Here is a 23483-nt window from a genome sequence, read left to right on the forward strand (position 1 = left end):
GTCACGCCCCCGCCTTGGCGATGCCGGCGTCGGTTTCTTCGGACTGCCGTGGTTCTGGTACGTCGAGCTCGTCGCTCTCGTGGAATTCGAGCTGTTTCCTGCGGTCGGCGACCAGGCCTTCGGGGCGCAGGCGCATCAGGAGGATGAGTGCGATGCCGAAGAGGAAGAGCTGGTAGTCCTGCATGAATTGGAGTTTGGCCGGGATGAGGTAGAGCAGTGCGGCGCCGACGAGGGGTCCGCTGAGGGTTCCCATGCCGCCGAGGATGACGGCGGCGAGGAGGAAGGCGGAGTTGGGTGGTACGGAGCCGGCGAACTGGTACTGCTCGGGTGTCACGGTGTAGTTGACGTGTGCTTGGACGGTGCCGGCGAGGCCGGCGAGGGTGGCGCCGAGGGCGAAGGCGATGAGCTTGAGCCGGAAGGCGTTGATGCCCATGGCGGTGGCGGCGGTTTCGTCTTCGCGGATGGCGACCCAGGCGCGGCCGATGCGGGATTCTCCGGAGCGGCGGAAGACGAGGACGACGACGGCGGTGAAGACGAGCATCAGCAGGTAGTAGTTGGCGGACCTGCCGAGGGTGACGCCGAGGATGTCGTGTTTGAGTCCGAAGTCGAATCCGAAGAAGTTGAGGTCGGGGATGCTGGGGATGCCTTGGGAGCCGTTGGTGAGGTCGGGTCCGCTGTTGCCGTTGAGGTTGTTGACGGTCAGGCGGAAGATTTCACCGAAGCCGAGGGTGACGATGGCGAGGTAGTCGCCGCGCAGTCGTAGGGTCGGGGCGCCGATGAGGACGCCGAAGACGAGGGATGCGGCGGCGCCGGTGAGGACGGCGGCCCAGAAGGGGAATTGGACGCCGATGGCCGACATGGTGGAGCCGGAGACGAGGGCGGCGGCGTAGGCGCCGACGCCGAGGAAGGCGACGTATCCGAGGTCGAGGAGGCCGGCGAGGCCGACGACGACGTTGAGGCCGAGTGCCACGGTGCCGAAGATGAGGATGTTGGCGCCGATGAGGGCGTATTCCTCTTTTTGCTGGGTGAAGGGGAAGCAGACGGCGGCGACGAGGGCGGCGGTGAGGGTGATGTTGCGGTGCTTCGTGGTGAGTGCGGTGAGGCGGGAGATGAGTCCGGCTCGGTGCAGTGCGGCGAAGGCGAAGCCGGCGGTGATGAGGAAGCCGATGAAGAGTTCGGTGTAGTCGGTGTCGATGCCGTAGGAGAAGACATAGAGGCCGATGCCGAACGCTGCGACGATGATGAGGATTTCGGCCCAGTCGGGGAGCGCTTTGGCGCGAGGCAGGGAGCGGTCGACCTTGCCGATTCTGATGCTGCGGTAGAGCCAGAAGAGCAGCGCGGCCGAGCCTACGCCGAGGAGCACGGCGAGGAGGATCAGGAGCGGCAGCCTCAGCCGGATCTTGGGGAGGGATGCCCGGGTCTTGCGGTCCAGGGGCAGGCCGAGTGCGCCGAGTACGGTGATGAGGGTGGCTGCTGCGGCGATGTATCCGCCGGGTTCCAGGTTGGCGAGGCCGCCGAGGTCCACTGCGATGGCGATGGCGGTGTACCAGGTGGTGGCCAGTGTGCCGAGGGCCAGGAAGAAGGTGGCGTTGTTGCTGCCCAGGGGGTTCAGCCAGCCGGTGCCTCGGATGCCGTAGCCGGCGGTGGCGAAGATCAGGGTGATGATTCCGCTGATGAGGGTGAGGACTTGGAGTCCGCCCGGGTAGCCGGCGACGGTGAGATCGCCGGGGAATTCGGAGGTCCAGGTCCACGGGAGGAATGTGGAGGCGATGGTGAGTGCGGCGCCGATGACGGTGGTCGTTCGCGCTGCGGCCTGGGGCAGGGGGAGGACCGGTGTGATTTCGGTGGTGTCGTTGGTGGTCATGGGTATCACGCCCGATCCGCGACGCGTTCGCCGAGCAGGCCCTGGGGGCGCAGCAGGAGGACGATGATGAGGAGGACGAAGGCCCATACGTCCTTCCAGGCGCCGCCGCCGAAGAGTTCCATGCCGGGGACGTTGCTCATGTAGCCGGTGGCGAGGGATTCGGCGATGCCGAGGACGACGCCGCCGAGCATGGCGCCGTAGATGTTGCCGATGCCGCCGAGTACGGCTGCGGTGAAGGCTTTGAGGCCCATGATGAAGCCCATTTTGAAGCCGATCTGGCCGTTTTTGAGTCCGTAGGCGACGGCGGCGACGGCGGCGAACGCGGCGCCGATGGCGAAGGCCATGACGATGATGCGGTCGGTGTTGATGCCCATGAGCTTTGCGGTGTCGGGGTCTTGGCTGGTGGCTTGCATGCCGCGGCCGGAGCGGGTCTTGGAGACGAAGAGGCCGAGGGCGAGCATGCAGACGGGTGCGGTGATGAGGACGAAGAGGTCACCGCGTTGGATGTGGGCGCCGAGGATGTCGAATGCTTCGCCCTTGAACTGGGGGAAGGGGCGGTCCTTCTTGGCGTCGGGGTACCACTTCCAGATGGCTTGCTGGAGGGCGAGGGAGAGTCCGATCGCGGTGATGAGTGGGGCGAGGCGGGGGGCGTTGCGCAGGGGGCGGTAGGCGAAGCGTTCGGCGGCTGCGCTGATGGAGACGGAGCAGATGACGCCGCCGATGATCATGAGGGGGATGATGGCGAGGAGGGAGACGCCGGCCGGCATCCAGAGGTACACGGTGAGAGCTCCGAAGCCTCCGATCATGAAGATCTCGCCGTGGGCGAAGTTGATGAGCTGGATGATTCCGTAGACCATCGTGTAGCCGATCGCGATGAGTCCGTACATCGCGCCGAGGATGAGTCCATTGGCCAGCTGTTGCGGCAGTTCGTTCACCGCAGGGCCTCCGTGGAGTGGTTCGGATATGGCACCGCGCGGGAGCGCTGGTGGCGCCCCCGCGCGGTTTGGTGTCGGTGGGTGCCCGGGTGGGCAGCCGGGGTCAGGGCTTGTAGGCCTCGCTGAGCTTGGACGTCCACTTGCCGCCGTCGACCTGGTAGGCGGTCATCATGGTGTTGGTGGTGTCGCCGAATTCGTCGAAGGAGACGGGGCCGGTGACGCCGGAGAAGTTGACCTTGTTCATGGCTTCGAGGACCTTGGCGCGGGCGTCGTCGGGGAGCTTGCCGTCGTTCTCGGTGACGGCGATCTTGACGGCTTCGATGATGGCCCAGGTGGCGTCGTAGGTGCCGCCGCCGTAGGCCTCGTAGGCGTCCTTGTATCCGGCGGTCTTGTAGTCCGCGATGAACTTCTTGGCGGAGTCGAGCTCCTCGACGGGCTTGCCGACGGAGGTGGCGATGTCGCCCTGGGCCTTCTTGTTGAGCTTGATGAAGTCGGCGCTGTACATGCCGTCGCCGCCCATGAGGGGGATCTGGACGCTGTCCTTGAGCTGCTGGCTCAGGGGTGCGCCGGCGGGGTATTCGCCGCCGTAGTAGACGGCTTTGGCGCCGGACTTCTTGACCTTGGTGACGACGGCGTTGAAGTCGCGGTCGTCGGGGTTGACGTGGTCGGTGCCGACGATCTTGCCGCCGAGGGTGGTGAAGGTCGCCTTGAAGGAGGCGGCGAGACCGGCGCCGTAGGGCTTCTGGTCGTCGATGAGGTAGACCTGCTTGATCTTCGCGTTGTTGAAGAGGTACTTCGCGGCGAAGGCGCCCTGGATCTGGTCCGTGGTGGCGGTGCGGAAGTAGGTCTTGTAGGGGCGCTTCTTGTCGCCGGTCTTCCAGTTCTCGCCCTGGGTGAGTTCGGTGCCGGTGTTGGCGGGGGAGATCTGGGTGAGGCTGGCGTCGTTGAGCGGCTTCTGCATCGACTGGGAGACGCCGGAGTTCAGCGGGCCGACGACGCCGAGGACGGTTTTGTCGTCGATGAACTTCTGGGCGTTCTGCTGTCCGACGGAGGGCTGGGCCTGGTCGTCGAGGGCCTTGAATTCGAACTTGATGCCGGGGACGGTCTTTTCCTTGTTCGCCGTCTTGACGGCGAGTTCGGCGGAGTTCTTCATGCCGAGGCCGAGGGCGGACAGGTCGCCGGTGATGGGTGCGTCGAGGCCGATGACGACGGTCTGGGTGTCGCCGCCGCTGCTGGTGTTGTCGTCGTCGCGCGACCCGCAGGCGGTGAGCGTCAGTGCTCCTGTGGTGAGCACTGTGGTGAGGATGAGCAATGAACGGTGTCGCACGAATTGGTCCTTTCCCTGGCGCGGCCTCCTCGCTCGAGGTGCCGTGTCGTTCGCCGGGCCGTACTGGTTGGTACAGGGCCGTGCTTGCAGACGCGCCCGGCGGCGCGGTGACTGGCGGTGACTCTAGGCGCAGGTGCGGGGGTGGGGGATGGTCCTTTGCAGGATGTGACTTTCTTGTTATGCCTTTGAGCAAGGCTTGAGGTGGCTGTGCTGACATGTACGGCTTTTTTGCCGCTCCGTGAACGGGTCCTGCGGTGACCACATGGTGAGAACGCGCAGCTCTGCTAAGGGGCTTGAGGCGATCTTGCTGCTGTCGCGTGTGGGGGGAGGCGGGAGGGGCGCCTGGGATGTGACGGGGTGCCTGGTGTCCGCGGGGCCGGATCGAAGGGGGCGTGCGGAGCCGTGTGTGTAGGGCGTGTGCGTTACGCAGCGTTGCGTTCGGGGATACGTGATCGACGCGGCGTGGTGTTCGCGAGGTGTGTGCCGCACATGTCCGGTGCCGAGTTGGCCATACAACGGACCCTGTGGTCAAGGGTGTTGGCCGGACATCTTCTTCAACGGTGGGTGTGGTGAGGGTGGTTGTGGGTGGGAATGGCGCTGCCCGGCCGGAACGTGGTCCGGCCGGGCAGGGTGTGTGTGGTGTGTTCGGGCCGGTCAGGCGGCGTTTGTCTGCGGTGCGTCGCGGAGCATGCAGGTCAGGCGGGCGGTGCACACCCGCTTGTCGTGTTCGTCGGTGATGACGATCTCGTAGGTGGCGGTGGAGCGGCCGCGGTGTACGGGGGTGGCGACGCCGGTGACGAGTCCGCTGCGGACTCCTCGGTGGTGGGTGCAGTTCAGGTCGACGCCGACGGCGAGCTTGTGGGCGCCGCCGTGGAGCATGGAGCCGATCGAGCCGAGGGTCTCGGCGAGGACGGCCGAGGCTCCGCCGTGGAGGAGTCCGTAGGGCTGGGTGTTGCCTTCGACGGGCATGGTGCCGACGACGCGGTCCGCGGAGGCTTCGACGATGGTGACGCCCATGCGTTCGCCGAGGTGGCCGGCGGAGAAGAGGGCGGGCAGGTCGACGCCGAGTGCGGCGTACTCGTCGATGATCTCCTGGGGGAACGTGGGTGCGGTGTGCTCGCCCATGGGGTCGTGCTCCGATCGTCTGCGGTGTTCGTGGTTGTTTATGTCGTGTACACCGTTCTTATCAGACGACTGAGCGGACGCTTAGTGGGGTGCGGGGGTGGATCGACCGGCCTGTTCCGGGGCGTTCTGCCGGACGGTGTTCTCGAAGCGCACGACGACGGACTTGCTGGCGGGGGTGTTGCTGGTGTCGGCGGTGGAGTCGAGCGGGACCAGCACGTTGGTCTCGGGGTAGTAGGCGGCGGCGCAGCCGCGGGCGGTCGGGTAGTGGACGACGCGGAAGCCGGGGGCGCGGCGTTCGATGCCGTCCTTCCATTCGCTGACGAGGTCGGTGTGGGCGCCGTCGGGCAGGTCGAGGGCGTGGGCGTCGTCGGGGTTGACCAGGACGACGCGGCGGCCGCCCTTGATGCCGCGGTAGCGGTCGTCGAGTCCGTAGATCGTGGTGTTGTACTGGTCGTGGGAGCGCAGGGTCTGCAGGAGCAGCCGGCCTTCGGGGAGTTCGGGGTGTTCGACAGGGGCGGCGGTGAAGTTGGCCCTGCCGGTCGCGGTGGGGAAGCGGCGTTCGTCGCGGGGGGCGTGCGGGAGGGTGAAGCCGCCGGGGTGTGCGATGCGGGCGTTGAAGTCCTCGAATCCGGGGACGACGCGTGCGATGCGGTCGCGGATCGTCGCGTAGTCGTTCTCGAACTCCTCCCAGGGGGTGTGCGAGTCGGGGCCGAGGACGGCGCGGGCGAGGCGGGCGACGATGGCGGGCTCGGAGAGCAGGCGGGGGCTTGCCGGGGTGAGGTTGCCGCGTGAGGCGTGGACCATGCTCATGGAGTCCTCGACGGTGACGAACTGCCTGCCGCTCGCCTGGACGTCCTTGTCGGTGCGGCCCAGTGTCGGGAGGATCAGTGCCCGGGTGCCGGTCACGGTGTGGGAGCGGTTGAGCTTGGTGGAGACGTGGACGGTGAGGCGGGCGCGGCGTATGGCGGCTTCGGTGACGTCCGTGTCGGGGGTCGCGGCGACGAAGTTGCCGCCCATGGCGAAGAAGACCTTGGCGTCGCCGTCGCGCAGGGCCCGGATGGAGCGGACGACGTCGTAGCCGTGGTGGCGCGGTGAGGTGATCTCGAATTCTTTGTCGAGGGCGTCGAGGAATGCGGCCGGGGGCCGTTCGAAGATGCCCATGGTGCGGTCGCCCTGGACGTTGGAGTGGCCGCGCACGGGGCAGACTCCGGCGCCGGGGCGGCCGATGTTGCCGCGCAGGAGGAGGAAGTTGACGACTTCGCGGATGGTGGGCACGGAGTGCTTGTGCTGGGTGAGGCCCATCGCCCAGCACACGATGGTGCGCTTCGAGGCGAGGACCATCGCGAGGGCTTTCTCGATGGCGTGGCGGTCGAGGCCGGTGGCGGCGAGGGTCTGTTCCCAGTCCGCCTCGCGGGCCGCGGCGGCGAACTCGTCGTAGCCATGGGTGTGGTCGTGGACGAAGGCTTCGTCGACGGCGCCCTCGGTCTGGATGATCAGTTTGTTGAGGAGGCGGAAGAGTGCCTGGTCGCCGCCGATGCGGATCTGCAGGAAGAGGTCGTTGAGCGCGGCGCCCCTGATCATGCCCTTCGGGGTCTGCGGGTTCTTGAACCGTTCCAGGCCGGCCTCGGGCAGCGGATTCACCGAGATGATCTTTGCGCCGGCGGACTTGGCCTTCTCCAGGGCGGACAGCATCCGGGGATGGTTCGTGCCGGGGTTCTGTCCGGCGACGATGATCAGGTCCGCCTGGTGGAGGTCCTCCAGCGAGACGCTGCCCTTTCCGATGCCGATGGTCTCGGTCAGTGCCGAGCCGGACGACTCGTGGCACATGTTGGAGCAGTCGGGCAGGTTGTTCGTGCCGAATTCGCGGGCGAAGAGCTGGAGCAGGAACGCCGCCTCGTTGCTGGTGCGTCCCGAGGTGTAGAAGAGCGCCTCGTCGGGCGAGGTGAGCGCGCGCAGTTCCTCGGCGATGATGCCGAAGGCCCGTTCCCAGGTCACCGCCTCGTAGCGGTCGGCGCCCTCGGGGAGGTACATGGGCTGGGTGATGCGGCCCTGCTGCCCGAGCCAGTACCCGCTGCGCGAGGCGAGGTCGGCGAGCGGGTGCGCGGCGAAGAACGCGGGGGTGACGCGGCGCAGCGTCGCCTCCTCGGCGACGGCCTTGGCGCCGTTCTCGCAGAATTCCGCGGTGTGGCGTTCGTCGCCCTCGGGCCAGGCGCAGCCGGGGCAGTCGAAGCCGTCCTTCTGGTTGACCTTGAGGAGGGTCTGTGCGGTGCGCCGCACGCCCATCTGCTGCTGGGCGATGTGCAGGCTGTGTGCGACGGCCGGGAGCCCGGCGGCGGCGTGCTGCGGCGGTGCGACGCGCGGTGCGTCCTGGACCGGGTCGCCGGTGGGCGGCTTCGTTGCCATGGTGCGCTCCTCTTCGAGCCGGCTGCGGATCTGTGCGGTGCGCCGCACGCATCGAGGCGGTACGTGTTCCTCCCGATCCTGTCACGCGGCCTCGCCGGACGTCCGGCGAGCGGTGCCGGGTCGGGTTTGTCAGTGGTCCGTGGCAGGATCGGGGGCGTGGCTGAGACAGCATCGAAGAAGACGGCAGACAACCGACCGCGCCTGCTCCTGATGGACGGGCACTCCCTGGCGTACCGGGCGTTCTTTGCGCTGCCTGCGGAGAATTTCACGACGGGGGCGGGGCAGCCGACCAACGCGGTGTACGGCTTCGCGTCGATGCTGGCGAACACGTTGCGTGACGAGGCGCCGACGCATTTCGCGGTGGCGTTCGACGTCTCGCGCAAGACCTGGCGTGCCGAGGAGTTCCCGGAGTACAAGGCGAACCGGTCGAAGACCCCGGACGAGTTCAGGGGGCAGGTCGAGCTGATCGGGGAGCTGCTCGACGCGATGCGTGCCGACCGCTTCGCGGTGGACGGCTTCGAGGCGGACGACGTGATCGCGACGCTGGCCACGCAGGCGGAGGCGGCCGGTTTCGAGGTGCTGATCGTCACGGGTGACCGGGATTCGTTCCAGCTGATCACGGACAACGTCACGGTGCTGTATCCGACGAAGGGCGTCTCCGAGCTGACGCGTTTCACGCCGGCGAAGGTCGTCGAGAAGTACGGGCTCACGCCGCAGCAGTACCCGGACTTCGCGGCGCTGCGCGGTGACCCGTCGGACAACCTTCCGGGCATTCCCGGGGTGGGGGAGAAGACCGCCGCGAAGTGGATCAACCAGTTCGGTTCGTTCGACGAGCTGGTGGAGCGCGCCGAGGAGGTCAAGGGCAAGGCCGGGCAGAATTTCCGCGATCACCTGGACGCGGTGCGGCTGAATCGCAGGCTGACCGAGATGGTCCGTGATGTGGAGCTCCCGAAGACGCCGCGGGACCTGGAGCGTGCGCCGTACGACCGCACCGCGGTGAAGGGTGTGCTGGACGTCCTGGAGATCCGGAACCCGAACCTGCGCGAGCGGTTGCTGGCCGTCGACCCGGGCGCGGCCGAGGAGGAGCCTGCGGTGCCCGCCGCGGGCATCGAGCTGGACGGCCGGGTGCTGGGCGCGGGCGAGCTGGCGCCCTGGCTCGCGGAGCACGGCGGGGAGCGGCTCGGCGTCGCCAGTGTCGACACCTGGGCGCTGGGCAGTGGCGCGGTCACCGAGATCGCGCTCGCCGCGGCCGGCGGCGCGGCGGCCTGGTTCGACCCGGCGGAGCTCGACGAGGGCGATGAGCGGGCGTTCGCCGGCTGGATCGCCGACGCCGGGCGGCCGAAGGTGATGCACAACGCGAAGAGCGCCATGCGGGTCTTCCCGGAGCACGGCTGGCAGGTCGACGGCGTGGTGATGGACACCGCGCTGGCCGCCTATCTGGTCAAGCCCGGCCGTCGTTCCTTCGCGCTGGACGCGCTGGCCCTGGAGTACCTGGGCCGGGAGCTGGCCCCCGCGGCGGCGTCCGACGGCCAGTTGGCCTTCGGCGCGGACGAGCAGGCCGAGGCCGAGGCCCTGATGGTGCAGGCCCGCGCGGTCCTGGACCTGGGCGAGGCGTTCACCACGCGGCTGGCAGAGGTCGGCGCGACCGAGCTGCTGCAGGACATGGAGCTGCCGACGTCCGCTCTGCTGGCGCGTCTGGAGCGGTACGGCATCGCCGCCGACCGGGCCCATCTGGAAGCCATGGAGCAGCAGTTCGCCGGTGCGGTGCAGCAGGCGGTGAAGGAGGCGCATGCCGCGGTCGGCCGCGAGTTCAACCTCGGTTCGCCCAAGCAGCTCCAGGAAGTCCTCTTCGGTGAGCTGGGCCTGCCCAAGACGAAGAAGACGAAGACCGGTTACACGACGGACGCCGACGCCCTGGCGTGGCTCGCCGCGCAGACCGAGCACGAGCTGCCGGTCATCATGCTGCGCCACCGCGAGCAGGCGAAGCTGCGGGGCACGGTCGAGGGCCTGATCAAGACGATCGCGCCGGACGACCGTATCCACACCACGTTCAACCAGACGGTGGCGGCGACCGGCCGGCTCTCCTCCACCGACCCCAACCTGCAGAACATCCCGGTCCGTACGGACGAGGGCCGGGCCATCCGCCGGGGCTTCGTCGTCGGTGAGGGCTTCGAGACGCTGATGACGGCCGACTACAGCCAGATCGAACTGCGGGTGATGGCCCATCTCTCCGAGGACGCGGGCCTGATCGAGGCGTTCACCTCCGGCGAGGACCTGCACACGACGGTCGCCTCGCATGTCTTCGGCGTCGAGAAGTCGGCCGTCGACCCGGAGATGCGGCGCAAGATCAAGGCCATGAGCTACGGCCTGGCGTACGGGCTGTCCGCGTTCGGTCTCTCCCAGCAGCTGAACATCGAGGCGGGCGAGGCGCGGGGCCTGATGGACACCTACTTCGAGCGTTTCGGAGGCGTGCGGGACTACCTGCGCCGTGTCGTGGAGGAGGCCAGGGCCACCGGTTACACGGAGACGGTCTTCGGCCGCCGCCGTTATCTCCCCGACCTCAACAGCGACAACCGCCAGCGCCGTGAGACGGCCGAACGGATGGCGCTGAACGCGCCGATCCAGGGCACGGCCGCGGACATCGTCAAGGTGGCCATGCTCCAGGTCGACCGGGCGCTGACCGAGGCGGGGCTGAAGTCCCGGATGCTGCTCCAGGTCCATGACGAAATCGTCCTGGAGGTCGCCGAGGGCGAGCGGGCGCAGGTGGAGGAGCTCGTCCGCCACCAGATGACCACGGCCGTGCAGTTGCGTGCCCCGCTGGACGTCTCGGTGGGTGTCGGCACGGACTGGGAGTCCGCCGCGCACTGACGCCGCACCCTCGGGCGTGCCCCCGGGGTGTCCGCAGGGCGGCCGGGCGGGCCTGAGTACTTCAGGCCCGCCCGGCGGCCGACGGTGCGGACGCGGGCGGCCGCCGCAGCCGCATCCACACCCCGTAGAGCACCAGCCCCGCCGCGAGTCCCGCCCCGGCGCCGAAACAGGCGGTCGGGATGATGTCCAGCGGGGTGTCGACGTGCCCGAAGTACGCATACCAGCGCGCGCACCGGTGTGCCACGCCCAGCAGGACACAGAGACCCAGCACCGCCACCGCCGACCACCGGGCCCGACGGCCCAGCACCGGCACGGAGGGCGGGACGGGGCGCACCCCGGCCCGTCGCAGCCCCGATACGGCGAACCGGGCGAGCACGGCCAGAGCCACCGCCGAACTGCCGTACTGCACCCACTGGAACACGGGAACATGCGCGACGCTCCCGCCGAGCACCGGCACCAGCCGTACGCCCCACCGGTCGTGATGGGTGAAGGCGTCCCACACCACATGGGTGGCGGCTCCGACGGCCGCCGACAGGGCGAACCACCCACCGTCCCGGACCCTTTGCACGCTCCGCCGCCCCCGCACGCACGCGTGCACCCGCCCCTGCCAGGTCTTCGGCAGCAGCGCCACCAACGGCTCGCGCAGCAGCACCCACAGTCCCACCGCCGCCGCCGTGATCAGCACATCGACCGTCACCACGCCCCACAACGAGTGGGTGACCTGCCCGAACTCCATGGCGCCCGGGATCGCGGTGTCCGCGTAGTACGTCAGGTCGGGGGCGAACGAACTTGCGACGAGAGCGGAGGCGAACAGGGGGCCACGCGCTGTCCCGTTCCGCCGCATCGCGGGGAGCACGGCCGCGGCATGACTGAGTGTGAACGGCATGGCGGCAAGTATGTGTGAACCCCCGGCTGACACGCGACGTACAACTTGGCGTCCAGAACGTGAAAAACAGGTAAGAACCGGTCAATGTGCGGTGTGCTGGTGGCACAAGTTGTCGTAGGGTCGCGGGAGTCCCGGCGCTGGGGTCTGCGGGGCGGTCGTTCAAAGGGGAGGGGTCTGAGGTATGGCAGCGCAGTTCGGTCGCCGGCTTCGCAAGGGGGCGACCACGACCGCCGTGGCGGCCGTCGCCGTGGCGGCACTCTCCGCCTCCGGCGCTCCCGGTACGCCGCTGACCGATGACGGCGGCGACCAGCCCACGGCCGGCACGGCGCCCGCCTCCGACGGCACAGCGGCCACCGGCAACTCGCCCTACTACACGGACCTGCCCCCGCTGAACACGCCCGAGAGGCCGGGAACGTCCGCCGAATCGCCCGTCACCGGCAGCACCGAGTCCGGCATACCGGCCTCGGTCCTGGCCGCGTACAAGAAGGCCGAGCGGACCATCGCGGACAGCGATGCCGCCTGCCGTCTGCCGTGGCAACTGCTCGCCGCGATCGGCAAGGTCGAATCGGGTCAGGCCCGCGGCGGCCGGGTCGACGCCGACGGCACCACGTTCTCCCCGATCCTCGGCCCGGTCCTGGACGGCCGGGGCTTCGCCCTGATCGAGGACACGGACAACGGGGCGTACGACGGCGACTCGACGCACGACCGTGCGGTCGGCCCGATGCAGTTCATCCCGTCCACCTGGGCCACCTGGGGCCAGGACGGCAACGGCGACGGCCGCAAGGACCCGAACAACATCTACGACGCGGCGCTCGCCGCCGGACGCTACCTCTGCGCCGGGTCCCGCGATCTGTCCGTCGACGCGGACCTCGACCGGGCGGTCCTGAGCTACAACCACTCCGACACCTACCTCCGTACCGTCCGCTCCTGGTTCGAGTACTACAAGCGCGGCACCCACGAGATCCCCGACGGCACCGGTACGGTCCCGCCCGACCTCGGTGGCGGCACGAAGCCGGGCGCCGGCAGCCCGAGTCCTTCCCCCTCGCCGTCCGGATCCACCACGCCGAAGCCGACGCCGAGCCCGACCCCCACCAAGCCGGGCAGCGGCAGTACGACCCCGGCGGAGCCCACCCCCGTGCCGTCCCAGACCCTCGCGGGTGTGGAGGACGCCGGCACCGGCACGCTCACCGCCACCGCGGGCGACGCCTTCGCCGAGCGGATCAAGGTGCGGGCCAGGAACACCCTCGGCACCACCCTCGCCAGGGTCTCCGTGACCTTCACCGTCACCGGTGACACCGACGCGGCCTTCGCCGGCGGGAAGAAGACGGCCACCCTGCTGACCGGAGCCGACGGCACCGTCACCGCCCCGGCACTCCAGGCGGGCGCGACGACGGGGGAGTTCACGGTGAAGGCCGTCGCCACCGGCCGCTCGCTGCCCGCCGTCACCTACACCGCGACCGTCACCGCCCGGCAGGCCGACGCGATCGTCAGGACCGGCGACACGGCACTGGTCGCCGCGCCCGGCGCCGAGTTCACCGACACCGTCGAGGTCAGGGCCACCTTCCGGGACGAGGCCGCCGCCGGTGTCGCCGTCACCGCGACCCTGATCACCGACGACGACACGGATCCGGTCGAGAACGACAGGGGCCCGTACTTCAAGGACGCCGAGGGCGAGACGGTCCGTACCCTCACGGACCTCAGGACCGGCGCCGACGGCACCCTGACGCTCCCGAAGATCTACGCCGACGGCACCGCGGGCACCTACCGGCTGCGCCTCACCACCGAGGGCGGCGTCACGCTCGTCATCGAGCTGGAGGTCGAGGACTCCCAGGCATCGGAGGCCCAGGAGACCCCCGCCGCCTGACCGTATCGCCCGCACGTCGAAGCAGCCCCTGTGCCGTCGCCCGGCACAGGGGCTGTTCCACGTGTTCTCATCTCACGCCCGCGTTGCTACGGTGCCCCAACCCTGACGATCCATCAGATCCGTGCTCTCCGGGAGGACCGGCATGCGTGCCCTCGTCGCCGCCGCCATCGGGCTGGCCGCAGCCCTCGCGCTCGTCTTCACCATCACCGCGATCGGCGCCCCGCCCGGAGAGACTTCGCCCAAGCCCCTGCTGACCACGATCCCGGGTCCCAAGAAGTAGCCACCGGAAGAAACAACAGAAGCTGAGGGAGGGCACCGTCATGCATCGCCGAGCCAGCCTCGTACTCCTGGCCTTCGCCGTCTTCTTCGCCGCCATGTCGCCGCTGCTGCGCTGGTACGCCTTCCCGAGGCTGGCGAAGATCCCGCCCAGCCAGTACCAGGAGATGGTGCTGGAGGCGAAGCCCGCCACACTCCTCGACTACAACGACAACATGAAGGTGAAGCAGGTCCCCAAGGTCACCATCGTGCAGACCCTCAAGGGCAACGTGGAGGAGTCCGAGAAGATCGAACGCACCGCCGGGCGCGACGTCGTCGTCTGGGACGCCCTCAGCTACGTCGCCGATCCGAACGGCAAAATGGTCTCCCAGATCCCCGAGCGCTACATCTTCGACGCCCACAGCCAGGCACCCGTCCACGCCACCGGCGAAATGGTCGACGGCGACGCGGTCCGGCGGGAGGGCATCGAGTTCAAGTGGCCCTTCCTCACCCAGAAGCGCGACTACGAGTACTTCGACGCCCAGTCCCGTACCAGCAACCCCATCCACTACAAGGGCACCCGGACCTTCCACGGCATGGAGGTCTACTACTTCGAGCAGACCATCCCCTGGACCAAGGTCCCGATGCCGAAGAAGATGCCCATCCAGGGCATCACCCCGGAGGCGATCGCCAAGACGGGCATCACCCGCTGGTACACCACCAAGCGGATGTTCTGGGTCGACCCGGTCACCGGAGCCCCCGTCAACGGCGAGGAGATCCACAAGGAGGAGCTGCGCAACGCCAAGGCGATGGGCCTGCCCCAGGACACCGTCACCGTGTTCGCCGGACACGTGAAGATCCGCGAGGACTACCTCGAGTCGACCATCGCCCTGGTCAAGTCCCAACGCGTGCTGGTGCTCCTGCTCACCTCGTACCTGCCCTGGGGCTTCGCCGGCCTCGGCACCCTGCTGCTCGCGCTCGCCCTGTGGCTGGAGGCCCGCTCCCGGCGCCCGGACGCCCAACGGCCCGGCGGGACACCGGCACCCGCCCCGGAACCGGAACCTACTCCCGCCTGAGCCGCGCCTTCGTGAACCGGGTCGCCTCCGTCGTCGTGGGGTCCTCCGGCCACGGATGCTTCGGATAACGGCCGCGCAGCTCCGCCCGCACCGCCCGGTAGCCGTCCCGCCAGAAGGACGCCAGATCCGCCGTCACCGCCGCCGGACGGCCCGCGGGCGAGAGCAGATGGACCAGAACCGGCACACCGGCCACCCGCGGGGTCTCCTGCAGACCGAACAACTCCTGGAGCTTCACCGCGAGTACCGGCTGCGCCCCGCCGTACTCCACCCTGATCCGGGACCCGCTCGGCACCTCGATCCGCTCCGGCGCCAGCTCGTCCAGCCGGGCGGCCTCACCGGTCGCCCACGGCAGCAGCCGCCGCAGCGCCTGCCCCGCGTCGATCCGCGCCAGGTCGGCACGGCGCCGGGCCCGTGACAGCTCGGGGTCCAGCCACTGCCCGGTACGGTCCAGCAGCGCCACGTCCGACACATCCGGCCAGGGCTCCCCGGACACCCGGTGCAGAAAGGCGAGCCGCTCCCGCAACTGCTCGCTCTCGCGCGTCCACCGCAACAGCCCGAGCCCCTCCCGCCGCAGACCCTCCACCAGCGCCTCACGCACCAGAGCGGGCGCCGGCTCCTTCAGCGGGCGCACCGACAACTCGACGGCGCCCAGGCGCTCCACCCGGCGGGCCACCACATCACCGTCGGCCCAGCGGACCTCCTCGCCCGCGAACCGCAGATGCCCGGCGGCAGCCCGCGCCGTGTCCTCGTCGATGACGGCGGCGAGCCGCACCCGCGCGGACGCCGCGTGCGCGGGCCGGTCGGCGACCGCGACCGCCAGCCACGGCGCACTGCGCAGCCCCGACCCGTCCCGCAGCCGGGCCCCCGTCCCCGACGCCATCAGGAACGCACCCTCGCCCCGGGCCCGTGCCACCCGTTCCGGGAACGCCAGCGCGGCCACCAGGCCGACCGCGGCGTCGTCCGGTCCGGTACCCCGGTCCGCGCCCTCGGCCGATTTCCCGACCGATTCCTTGACCGACGAGGACAGCCGCCGCACCTCCTGCCGCCAGCGCGCCGCGTAACCGTCCCCGCCCCGCCGGGCGGTGCGCAGCGCGGCCGTCAGATCGTCGCCGTACTCCCGCGGAGGTTCCTCGCTCAGCAGCGCCACCACCTCGGCCGCCCGCCGCCCGCCCACGGCGGCGGCGCCGTCCAGCAGGGCCCGGGCAAGCCGGGGGTGCAGCCCCAGCCGGGACATCCGCACGCCCCGGTCGGTCACCCGCCCCCGCGCGTCCACCGCGCCGACCGAAGTGAGCACTTCGCGCGCCGCGGCCATCGCACCGGCGGGCGGCGGGTCGAGCAGGGCGAGATGCGAGGCGTCCGGGTCGCCCCAGCACGCCGCCTGCAACGCGAACGCCGCCAGATCCGCGACCTCGATCTCCGGGGACGGAAACCGCGCCAGCCGTACGTCCTCCGCTTGCGCCCAGCACCGGTACACCGTCCCCGGTGCCTCGCGCCCGGCCCGGCCCGCCCGCTGCCGCCCCGCCGCTTGCGACGCCCGCACCGTCGTCAGTGCGCTCAACCCGCGGGCGTGATCGGTACGCGGCTCCCTGGCCAGCCCCGAGTCGACGACGACCCGCACACCGGGCACCGTCAGGGACGACTCCGCCACCGAGGTCGCCAGCACCACCCGCCGGCTGCCGGACGGCCCGGCCAGCACCGCGTCCTGCACCGCGGCCGGAGCCCGGCCGTGCACCTGCAGCACCTCGGCGGACACGCCCGCCAGCTGCCCCGCCACGCGCCCGATCTCACCGACACCGGGCAGGAAGCACAGCACATCGCCGTCCCGTTCGGCGAGCGCCCGGCGCACCGTCGCGGCCACATGTGCCAGCAGCGCCGGATCGACCCGCATGCCGTGCGGCGGGCGCACCGGTGCGGCGGGCGGCGCCCAGACCACCTCCACCGGATGCGAGACGCCCTGCGCCTCCACCACCGGGGCGTCGCCCAGCAGCCGCGCCCAGCCCGCCGCGTCCGTCGTGGCGGACGCGGCGACGAGCCGCAGATCGGGGCGGATCGTCTCCCGTACGTCGAGCAGGAACGCGGCCACCGTGTCCGCGTCCAGATGACGTTCGTGGCATTCGTCGATGATCACGGCGTCGACGCCGGTCAGCTCCTGGTCGCGCTGCAACCGCTGGAGCAGCACCCCGGTGGTCACCACCTCCACGACGGTCCCGCGCCCCACCGCGCGCTCCCCGCGGACCGTGAAGCCGACCCGGCCGCCGGTCTGCTCGCCGATGAGCCACGCCATCCGCCGCGCCGCCGCCCGGGCCGCGATCCGCCGCGGCTCGGCGACCACCACCCGGCGCGCCCGGCCGCCGCCGACCAGGCCGGCCAGCACCAGCGGCACGAGGGTCGTCTTGCCGGTGCCGGGCGGCGCGCAGAGCACCGCGGCACCGCGCTCGTCGAGCGCCCGCTCCAGGGCGGGCACGGCGGTGCGTACGGGCAACTGGTCCAGGGCCTGGGTACGGATCACGCCCCCAGTCTCGTACGGGACGGCGCGGTTCCCGTACCCCGCCGGGGTTCCGGTCCGCGGCTCCGCACGCGGCCGGGGGCCGCTCCTCCCGGTCTCAGTCCCGCACGCAGACGAAGATCGCCGTGCCCGGGATGAGGTTCCCGCGCAGCGGGGACCAGCCGCCCCACTCCTGGTCGTTCCAGTCGGGCCACTCCGGTTCGACCAGGTCGACCAGCCGGAATCCGGCGGCAACCACGTCGCGCACCCGGTCACCCAGGGTGCGGTGGTGCTCGACGTACACGGCCTCGCCCTGCTCGTCCTGCTCGACGTAGGGGGTGCGGTCGAAGTACGAGGCCGCTACCGAGAGCCCCTCGGGGCCCGGCTCGTCCGGGAAGGCCCAGCGGATCGGATGGGTCACCGAGAAGACCCAGCGGCCGCCGGGGCGCAGCACCCGGTGCACCTCGCGGAACACCCGCACGGGATCGGCGACGAACGGCACCGCGCCGTAGGCCGAGCACGCCAGGTCGAAGGAGCCGTCCCGGAACGGCAGCACCCCGGCGTCGGCCTCCACCAGCGGGAACGCGTCGCCGATCCGCAGCGCGTGCTGCAACTGCCGGTGCGAGAGGTCCAGGGCCACCGGCCGGGCGCCCTGGGCGGCCAGCCAGCGCGAGCACTGTGCGGCGCCCGCCCCGATCTCCAGGACGGTCGCCCCCTTCAGTGATTCCGCGGGGCCGAGCAGGCCGGCCTCGGCCTCGTCGAGCCCTTCGGGGCCCCAGACGAAACGGTCGTCGCCGAGGAAGGCGCCGTGGTCGCTCTGGTACTCGTCGGCGTTCCGGTCCCACCAGCCGCGACTGGCCCGGCTGCTCTCGGTGCCCGACACGCTGCGGCGGGTCGCTTCGGGTTCGGCTGCGTAGATCTCTTGGCTCATCGTGTCCGTCGTTGTAGTTTGCCTTCACCCCGTCGCACGCGGCGGGGACCCGTGAACACCCGGGAGTACGACCTCGTGTCCACGGGTTGTTCCCGGGCCCATGTGGCCTCGGAGAACCCGAGTTGTGCCGGATTTGCGGCGTTGCGCCCCCGGTGTGCGCGTTCGCGCATTGACCGTGCCCGGCTGCCCCCGTATGCTACAAGTTGCGCTGCGAGCCTGCGCGCCTCAGACCTAGCAGGCCGCGCTCGCGTCTGCTGCATGCCCTCCCGGTCCGCGAGGTGCCCCCCGTCCGACGGGTTCGGTGCTTCCCGAGCTGTCCGGCTTCCGCAGAGGCGATACGGGCTCCCGGCGTAGCAGTACCTACGACTCTCTGTCCGTACCGGAGCCCTTTCCCACATGACGAGCAGCACCGAGACCACCGCCACCACCCCGCAGGTAGCGGTCAACGACATCGGTAACGAGGAAGCCTTCCTCGCCGCGATCGACGAGACGATCAAGTACTTCAACGACGGCGACATCGTCGACGGCGTCATCGTGAAGGTCGACAGGGACGAGGTCCTGCTCGACATCGGTTACAAGACCGAAGGCGTCATCCCCTCCCGCGAGCTTTCGATCAAGCACGACGTCGACCCCAACGAGGTCGTCAAGGTCGGCGACGAGATCGAGGCCCTGGTTCTCCAGAAGGAGGACAAGGAAGGCCGCCTCATCCTGTCCAAGAAGCGCGCTCAGTACGAGCGTGCCTGGGGCACGATCGAGAAGATCAAGGAAGAGGACGGCATCGTCACCGGTACCGTCATCGAGGTCGTCAAGGGTGGTCTCATCCTCGACATCGGCCTCCGTGGCTTCCTGCCGGCCTCCCTCGTCGAGATGCGCCGTGTCCGTGACCTCCAGCCCTACGTGGGCAAGGAGCTCGAGGCCAAGATCATCGAGCTGGACAAGAACCGCAACAACGTGGTCCTGTCCCGCCGTGCCTGGCTGGAGCAGACCCAGAGCGAGGTCCGCCAGACGTTCCTCACGACCCTGCAGAAGGGCCAGGTCCGCTCCGGCGTCGTTTCCTCGATCGTCAACTTCGGTGCGTTCGTGGACCTCGGCGGCGTCGACGGTCTCGTGCACGTCTCCGAGCTGTCCTGGAAGCACATCGACCACCCCTCCGAGGTTGTCGAGGTCGGCCAGGAAGTCACCGTCGAGGTCCTCGACGTCGACATGGACCGCGAGCGCGTCTCGCTGTCGCTCAAGGCGACGCAGGAAGACCCGTGGCAGCAGTTCGCCCGTACGCACCAGATCGGGCAGGTCGTCCCCGGTAAGGTCACCAAGCTCGTTCCGTTCGGTGCGTTCGTGCGCGTCGACGAGGGCATCGAGGGTCTGGTCCACATCTCCGAGCTGGCCGAGCGCCACGTGGAGATCCCGGAGCAGGTCGTCCAGGTCAACGACGAGATCTTCGTCAAGGTCATCGACATCGACCTGGAGCGTCGCCGCATCAGCCTCTCGCTGAAGCAGGCCAACGAGGCCTTCGGCGCCGACCCGGCCTCGGTCGAGTTCGACCCGACCCTGTACGGCATGGCCGCGTCCTACGACGACCAGGGCAACTACATCTACCCCGAGGGCTTCGACCCCGAGACCAACGACTGGCTCGAGGGCTACGAGGCTCAGCGCGAGGCCTGGGAGACGCAGTACGCCGAGGCGCAGCAGCGCTTCGAGCAGCACCAGGCCCAGGTCATCAAGTCCCGCGAGGCCGACGAGGCCGCTGCTGCCGAGGGCGCTGCCGCCCCGGCCGGTGGCGCTCAGGCTGCCTCCGGCGGTGCCGGTGGCGGCTCGTACTCCTCGGAGTCCGCGGACACCTCCGGCGCCCTGGCGTCGGACGAGGCCCTGGCCGCGCTGCGCGAGAAGCTGGCGGGCGGCCAGAGCTGACGCTCTGCCCCTCCGGTCGCTGATCGACTGCGACAGCTGAAAGTGAGGCCCGCTCCCTTCGGGGAGCGGGCCTCACTCGTGTCCGCGGCGCGGCCACTGCGTTCGTGGCGGGCCGTGTCGTGCCTCGTCGGGCGTGGGGCGCGTCGACATTCGGGAAGTGGCCCTCGGCCTCGCAGGTCGGCTGACATCGTTGAGTTCCGACCGTCCACCACGGACGTCTCCGTGCGCGAGAGGGGCTCCCTCCATGACCGGTACGGCCGACGAACAGCCACCCAGGGGTACCCCTGTCGTCCCCGAGTGTGCGGTGTGGCTGAAAGGGCAGCTGCTGGAGATCACAGCCGCGCTGTATCCGGACCGACGGCCGGTGGTGGTCCGCGAGTGGACCGACCCGGTGCGGCTGCGTGATCCCGCGCCGGTCGGCCACCGCTTCCTGTTCCTCCTCGGCGCCGACGGGGGTGATTCCTCCTCGTCCCCCGGTTTCGACGACCTGCTGAACGCTTTCGCCGCAGCCGGCTGGACCGTTCGCCGACGGTCTCCCGGCCACCCCGGGGAGAGCGAGGCGACGGCCCGGCACCAGGAGTGCGACGTCAGGGTCTACGAGGGCAGCGGACGGGGACTGGTGACGTTCACCGGCTGGACGCCGGTCGTGTACACCGAACGGCAGCTGCGTCAGCCGCCCTTCACACTGAGCACGGCCGAGGGCGTCTTGTGCGACGACTGTCACGGCTGGGGGGTGTGCCTGGACTGCGAGGGCAGGGCCTACAGCGGTGGCAGCGGCGGCTACGGGCGGTGCTGGTGCGTGGGGAACAACGCCGGGCCCGGCAGATGTGTGGAATGCGGTGGCTCGGGTCTCCTCACCGCGAAGGAGGCGTCGTGGAAGCGGAGGCAGTACGGACTGGCCGATGCCGACAGCGATGACACCTCCGGTGGCGCACCCGCCGAGAGCGGTCACGACTCCAACCCCAGCGCGTTCATCGAGGTCGGCAGGCGGACCTGCGGCTGCGGGGAGTTCCGCTGCTTCTGGCGCAACATCCTGACCGAGGCCGGCGACCACCTCCTCTCCCGGTTCCTCGGCACCTGCCAGGGGTGCGCCGCTCGGCGCTCCTACGCGTTCACGCTGCCCTTCCGCGGGACGGCCGTCCCTGCGGCTCCGCCGCCACCTCCACCGGGCCCGCGGTAGCGGCGACGCCGTTCAGCCGGGCGCGGCGGCAGGCCGGCCCGCCGCCGCGCCGACGCGGTGCGGTCACGGCGTGACGGCGATGTTGGTCAGGCCCTGGCCGCCGGTCACCGTGTTGCTGCTGTGGACGGTGGTGGGGCAGCTCGCGCTGTAGTTGGTCACGTTGAACGCGATCTGCCGGTCGCCCGTGGCCCCGGTCAGGTCCGAGGTGTTGTCGCGGAAGACGGTGCCGCAGCCCCAGCCGCTCTGCTGGGTGTGGGTCTCGTAGCCGTTGTTGGTCGTACGGGAGCCCCTGTTGCCCTGCACCAGGACGTCGTTGCCCTTCACGTCGACCCAGGAGTCGTCGTAGTTGGCGCCGGTCAGTCCGCTGCCGTCGAAGGTGTTGCCGATGATCTGTGCTCCGGTGGTGCCTTCCTTGATGTCGACGTTCTCGCCGCCGACCCCCGGGCCGATCGTGTTGTCCAGGATCTGGACCCGGTCGCTCCGGTCGGAGAGATCACCCGCCGTGCCGACATAGACGCCCTCGCCCATGCCGCGGCCGTTGTGCCCGGTGTCGTAGATCCGGGAGTTCCTGATGACGCCGTCGCTGCTGGACGTGCGGAAGTGGACGCCTTCCATGTCCAGGTCGTGCACGGTCACCGCGTCGATGACGACGCCGATGGCGGCGTCGGCCACGATGCCCTTCTGGCCGCCGGTGACGGTGATGCCCTGGACGGTCCAGTAGGAGGCGCCGTTGAGGTGCAGCCCGTAGCCGCCGCCGGCCGTCAGGACCGCGTCGGCGGAGCCGGTGAGGGTGATCCGGGCGGAGGCGGTGGCCGGGACGGTCGCCTTGAAGTTGCCGGTGTAGGTGCCGTCGGCCAGGTGGATCGTGTCGCCGGGGGCCGCGGCCGCGAGGGCGGACTTGAGCTGTGCGGAGGTGCTGACCTCTATGGGCGTCGCTGCGCCCGCGGTGGTGGCGGAGGCAAGGCAGGTGCCGCCGGTGGCGAGCGCGGTGGCCAGCAGGGCGGGGAGCAGTGTGCGGGTACGCATGGGGGCCTTCCCGTCGAAGGAGTTCACAGTTCCCGTAGGTGAGTGTGGGACGAATCCCTGAACGTGCCGCCCAGTGACGGTAGGAGGGAGGGAATGGACATGTCAAGGTCTGGACCAATGTGCACGACTGGACGGTCCTGGAGGCCCCGAGTCGCACCGGCGGCCGCACCTTAACCGGGTGCCGGGGACTCCACCGTCGACACGTACGACAACCGCCGGACTGCACACCCGCGTTCTCTCGTGGAACCCGGCATGAAACGCCCGGTGAAGGGGCACGGTCCGGGAATGCCCGTGCCCCGACGGGCGTTCCTCTCCAAGAACACGAGGAGGAGCGGTAACCGTGCCTGATCCGCAGAGTTTGTATGAATGGGAGCCGAAGGGACTGGCCGTCGTCGACATGGCGCTCGCCCAGGATTCGGCCGGCCTGGTCATGCTCTACCACTTCGACGGATACATCGACGCGGGTGAGACCGGTGAGCAGATCGTCGACGGCCTGCTCGAGACCCTTCCCCACCAGGTCGTCGCCACGTTCGACCACGACCGGCTCATCGACTACCGGGCGCGGCGCCCGCTGCTGACCTTCCGGCGCGACCGCTGGACCGCGTACGAGACCCCGGCGATCGACGTACGGATCGTCCAGGACACCACCGGCGCGCCCTTCCTGCTGCTCTCCGGTCCCGAACCGGACGTGGAGTGGGAGCGCTTCGCCGCCGCCGTCGAGCAGATCGTCGAGCGGCTCGGTGTCCGCCTCGCGGTGAACTTCCACGGCATTCCGATGGGCGTCCCGCACACCCGCCCCGTCGGTATCACCCCGCACGGCAACCGCACCGACCTCATGCCCGGCCGGCACAGCCCGTTCGAGGAGGCGCAGGTGCCCGGTTCCGCCGAGGCCCTGGTGGAGTACCGGCTCATGGAGGCGGGGCACGACGTGCTCGGTGTCGCTGCCCATGTCCCGCACTACGTCGCCCGCTCCGCCTACCCGGACGCGGCGCTCACCGCCCTGGAATCGATCACGGCCGCGACCGGCCTGGTCCTGCCGACCGTCGCTCATGCCCTGCGCACGGAGGCCCACCGCACCCAGACGGAGATCGACCGGCAGATCGGTCAGGGCGACGAGGAGCTCGTCACCCTGGTGGAAGGCCTGGAGCACCAGTACGACGCGGTTGCCGGGTCCGAGTCCCGGGGCAATCTGGTCGCCGAGCCGGTCGACCTGCCGTCCGCCGACGAGATCGGCCGGGAATTCGAGCGGTTCCTCGCGGAACGGGAGGGCGACGTCTGAGCGGCCCGGTCGCCCCTTGTGCCCGTGCCCCCGCGGGCGGACCTCACCCTGTGAACGCCGCCTGCCGGGGC

The 23483-nt window shown here is 70.0% G+C and carries 16 protein-coding genes; 7 read left to right on the forward strand and 9 right to left on the reverse strand.

Annotation, left to right across the window (positions count from 1 at the left end; translation table 11 throughout):
* Position 1: 1 nt before the first annotated feature.
* The 5 genes from AB0L71_RS01240 to AB0L71_RS01260 form a co-directional block, all read right to left on the reverse strand.
* Positions 2-1864 (reverse strand): branched-chain amino acid ABC transporter permease, encoded by a 1863-nt coding sequence (locus AB0L71_RS01240; RefSeq protein ID WP_365236521.1) that lies wholly within the window; start codon positions 1862-1864, stop codon positions 2-4.
* A gap of 5 nt (positions 1865-1869) precedes the next feature.
* The gene (locus tag AB0L71_RS01245; RefSeq protein WP_365236523.1) at positions 1870-2799 is read right to left on the reverse strand and encodes a branched-chain amino acid ABC transporter permease; all 930 of its coding nucleotides are present in this window, start codon (positions 2797-2799) and stop codon (positions 1870-1872) included.
* A 103-nt stretch (positions 2800-2902) separates the two neighbouring features.
* The gene (locus AB0L71_RS01250; RefSeq protein ID WP_365236779.1) at positions 2903-4111 is read right to left on the reverse strand and encodes a branched-chain amino acid ABC transporter substrate-binding protein; all 1209 of its coding nucleotides are present in this window, start codon (positions 4109-4111) and stop codon (positions 2903-2905) included.
* Between the two features lie 669 nt (positions 4112-4780).
* Positions 4781-5251 (reverse strand): hotdog fold thioesterase, encoded by a 471-nt coding sequence (locus tag AB0L71_RS01255; RefSeq protein WP_365236525.1) that lies wholly within the window; start codon positions 5249-5251, stop codon positions 4781-4783.
* A gap of 81 nt (positions 5252-5332) precedes the next feature.
* Complete coding sequence (locus AB0L71_RS01260) at positions 5333-7654, reverse strand: FdhF/YdeP family oxidoreductase (protein ID WP_365236527.1); 2322 nt, start codon at positions 7652-7654, stop codon at positions 5333-5335.
* 156 nt (positions 7655-7810) lie between these two features.
* Between AB0L71_RS01260 and polA the strand changes: the two genes are divergently transcribed.
* Positions 7811-10522 (forward strand): DNA polymerase I, encoded by a 2712-nt coding sequence (gene polA / locus AB0L71_RS01265; RefSeq protein WP_365236529.1) that lies wholly within the window; start codon positions 7811-7813, stop codon positions 10520-10522.
* A 61-nt stretch (positions 10523-10583) separates the two neighbouring features.
* Here the strand turns inward: polA and AB0L71_RS01270 are convergent, their stop codons facing one another.
* Positions 10584-11408: a DUF4184 family protein gene (locus AB0L71_RS01270; protein ID WP_365236531.1), complete on the reverse strand. Its 825-nt coding sequence runs from the start codon at positions 11406-11408 to the stop codon at positions 10584-10586.
* Positions 11409-11589: 181 nt separating this feature from the next.
* Here AB0L71_RS01270 and AB0L71_RS01275 point away from each other — a divergent pair, with 181 nt between their 5' ends.
* The 3 genes from AB0L71_RS01275 to AB0L71_RS01285 all read left to right on the forward strand — a co-directional run bounded on the left by AB0L71_RS01275 (position 11590) and on the right by AB0L71_RS01285 (position 14603).
* The gene (locus AB0L71_RS01275; RefSeq protein ID WP_365236533.1) at positions 11590-13272 is read left to right on the forward strand and encodes a lytic transglycosylase domain-containing protein; all 1683 of its coding nucleotides are present in this window, start codon (positions 11590-11592) and stop codon (positions 13270-13272) included.
* Between the two features lie 142 nt (positions 13273-13414).
* Positions 13415-13552, forward strand: a complete 138-nt coding sequence (locus tag AB0L71_RS01280) for an SPW_0924 family protein (RefSeq protein WP_365236535.1) — start codon at positions 13415-13417, stop codon at positions 13550-13552.
* A 40-nt stretch (positions 13553-13592) separates the two neighbouring features.
* The gene (locus AB0L71_RS01285; RefSeq protein ID WP_365236537.1) at positions 13593-14603 is read left to right on the forward strand and encodes a DUF3068 domain-containing protein; all 1011 of its coding nucleotides are present in this window, start codon (positions 13593-13595) and stop codon (positions 14601-14603) included.
* Here AB0L71_RS01285 and hrpB read toward each other — a convergent pair.
* Both hrpB and AB0L71_RS01295 read right to left on the reverse strand, forming a co-directional pair.
* The gene (gene hrpB, locus AB0L71_RS01290; RefSeq protein ID WP_365236539.1) at positions 14590-17112 is read right to left on the reverse strand and encodes an ATP-dependent helicase HrpB; all 2523 of its coding nucleotides are present in this window, start codon (positions 17110-17112) and stop codon (positions 14590-14592) included. The two genes, AB0L71_RS01285 and hrpB, sit on opposite strands and share 14 nt — an antisense overlap.
* Positions 17113-17206: 94 nt before the next feature.
* Entirely contained in the window at positions 17207-18019 is an 813-nt protein-coding gene (locus AB0L71_RS01295) for a class I SAM-dependent methyltransferase (RefSeq protein WP_365236541.1), read from the reverse strand.
* 396 nt (positions 18020-18415) lie between these two features.
* Between AB0L71_RS01295 and rpsA the strand changes: the two genes are divergently transcribed.
* Positions 18416-19927 carry a 30S ribosomal protein S1 gene (gene rpsA / locus AB0L71_RS01300; RefSeq protein WP_365236543.1) on the forward strand — a complete coding sequence of 504 codons (1512 nt, stop codon included), beginning with the start codon at positions 18416-18418 and terminating at the stop codon, positions 19925-19927.
* A gap of 244 nt (positions 19928-20171) precedes the next feature.
* The gene (locus AB0L71_RS01305) at positions 20172-21107 is read left to right on the forward strand and encodes a hypothetical protein (RefSeq protein WP_365236545.1); all 936 of its coding nucleotides are present in this window, start codon (positions 20172-20174) and stop codon (positions 21105-21107) included.
* Between the two features lie 63 nt (positions 21108-21170).
* On the opposite strand, the gene AB0L71_RS01310 is transcribed toward AB0L71_RS01305, so the two are convergent.
* Complete coding sequence (locus AB0L71_RS01310; RefSeq protein ID WP_365236547.1) at positions 21171-22133, reverse strand: right-handed parallel beta-helix repeat-containing protein; 963 nt, start codon at positions 22131-22133, stop codon at positions 21171-21173.
* 340 nt (positions 22134-22473) lie between these two features.
* On the opposite strand from AB0L71_RS01310, the gene AB0L71_RS01315 reads away from it, so the two are divergent.
* Positions 22474-23412, forward strand: coding sequence for a PAC2 family protein (locus AB0L71_RS01315; protein WP_365236549.1), 939 nt, complete (start codon positions 22474-22476; stop codon positions 23410-23412).
* Positions 23413-23483: the final 71 nt, after the last annotated feature.

Origin of the sequence: Streptomyces sp. NPDC052052 (assembly GCF_040680455.1) — a bacterium.
GTDB lineage: Bacteria > Actinomycetota > Actinomycetes > Streptomycetales > Streptomycetaceae > Streptomyces.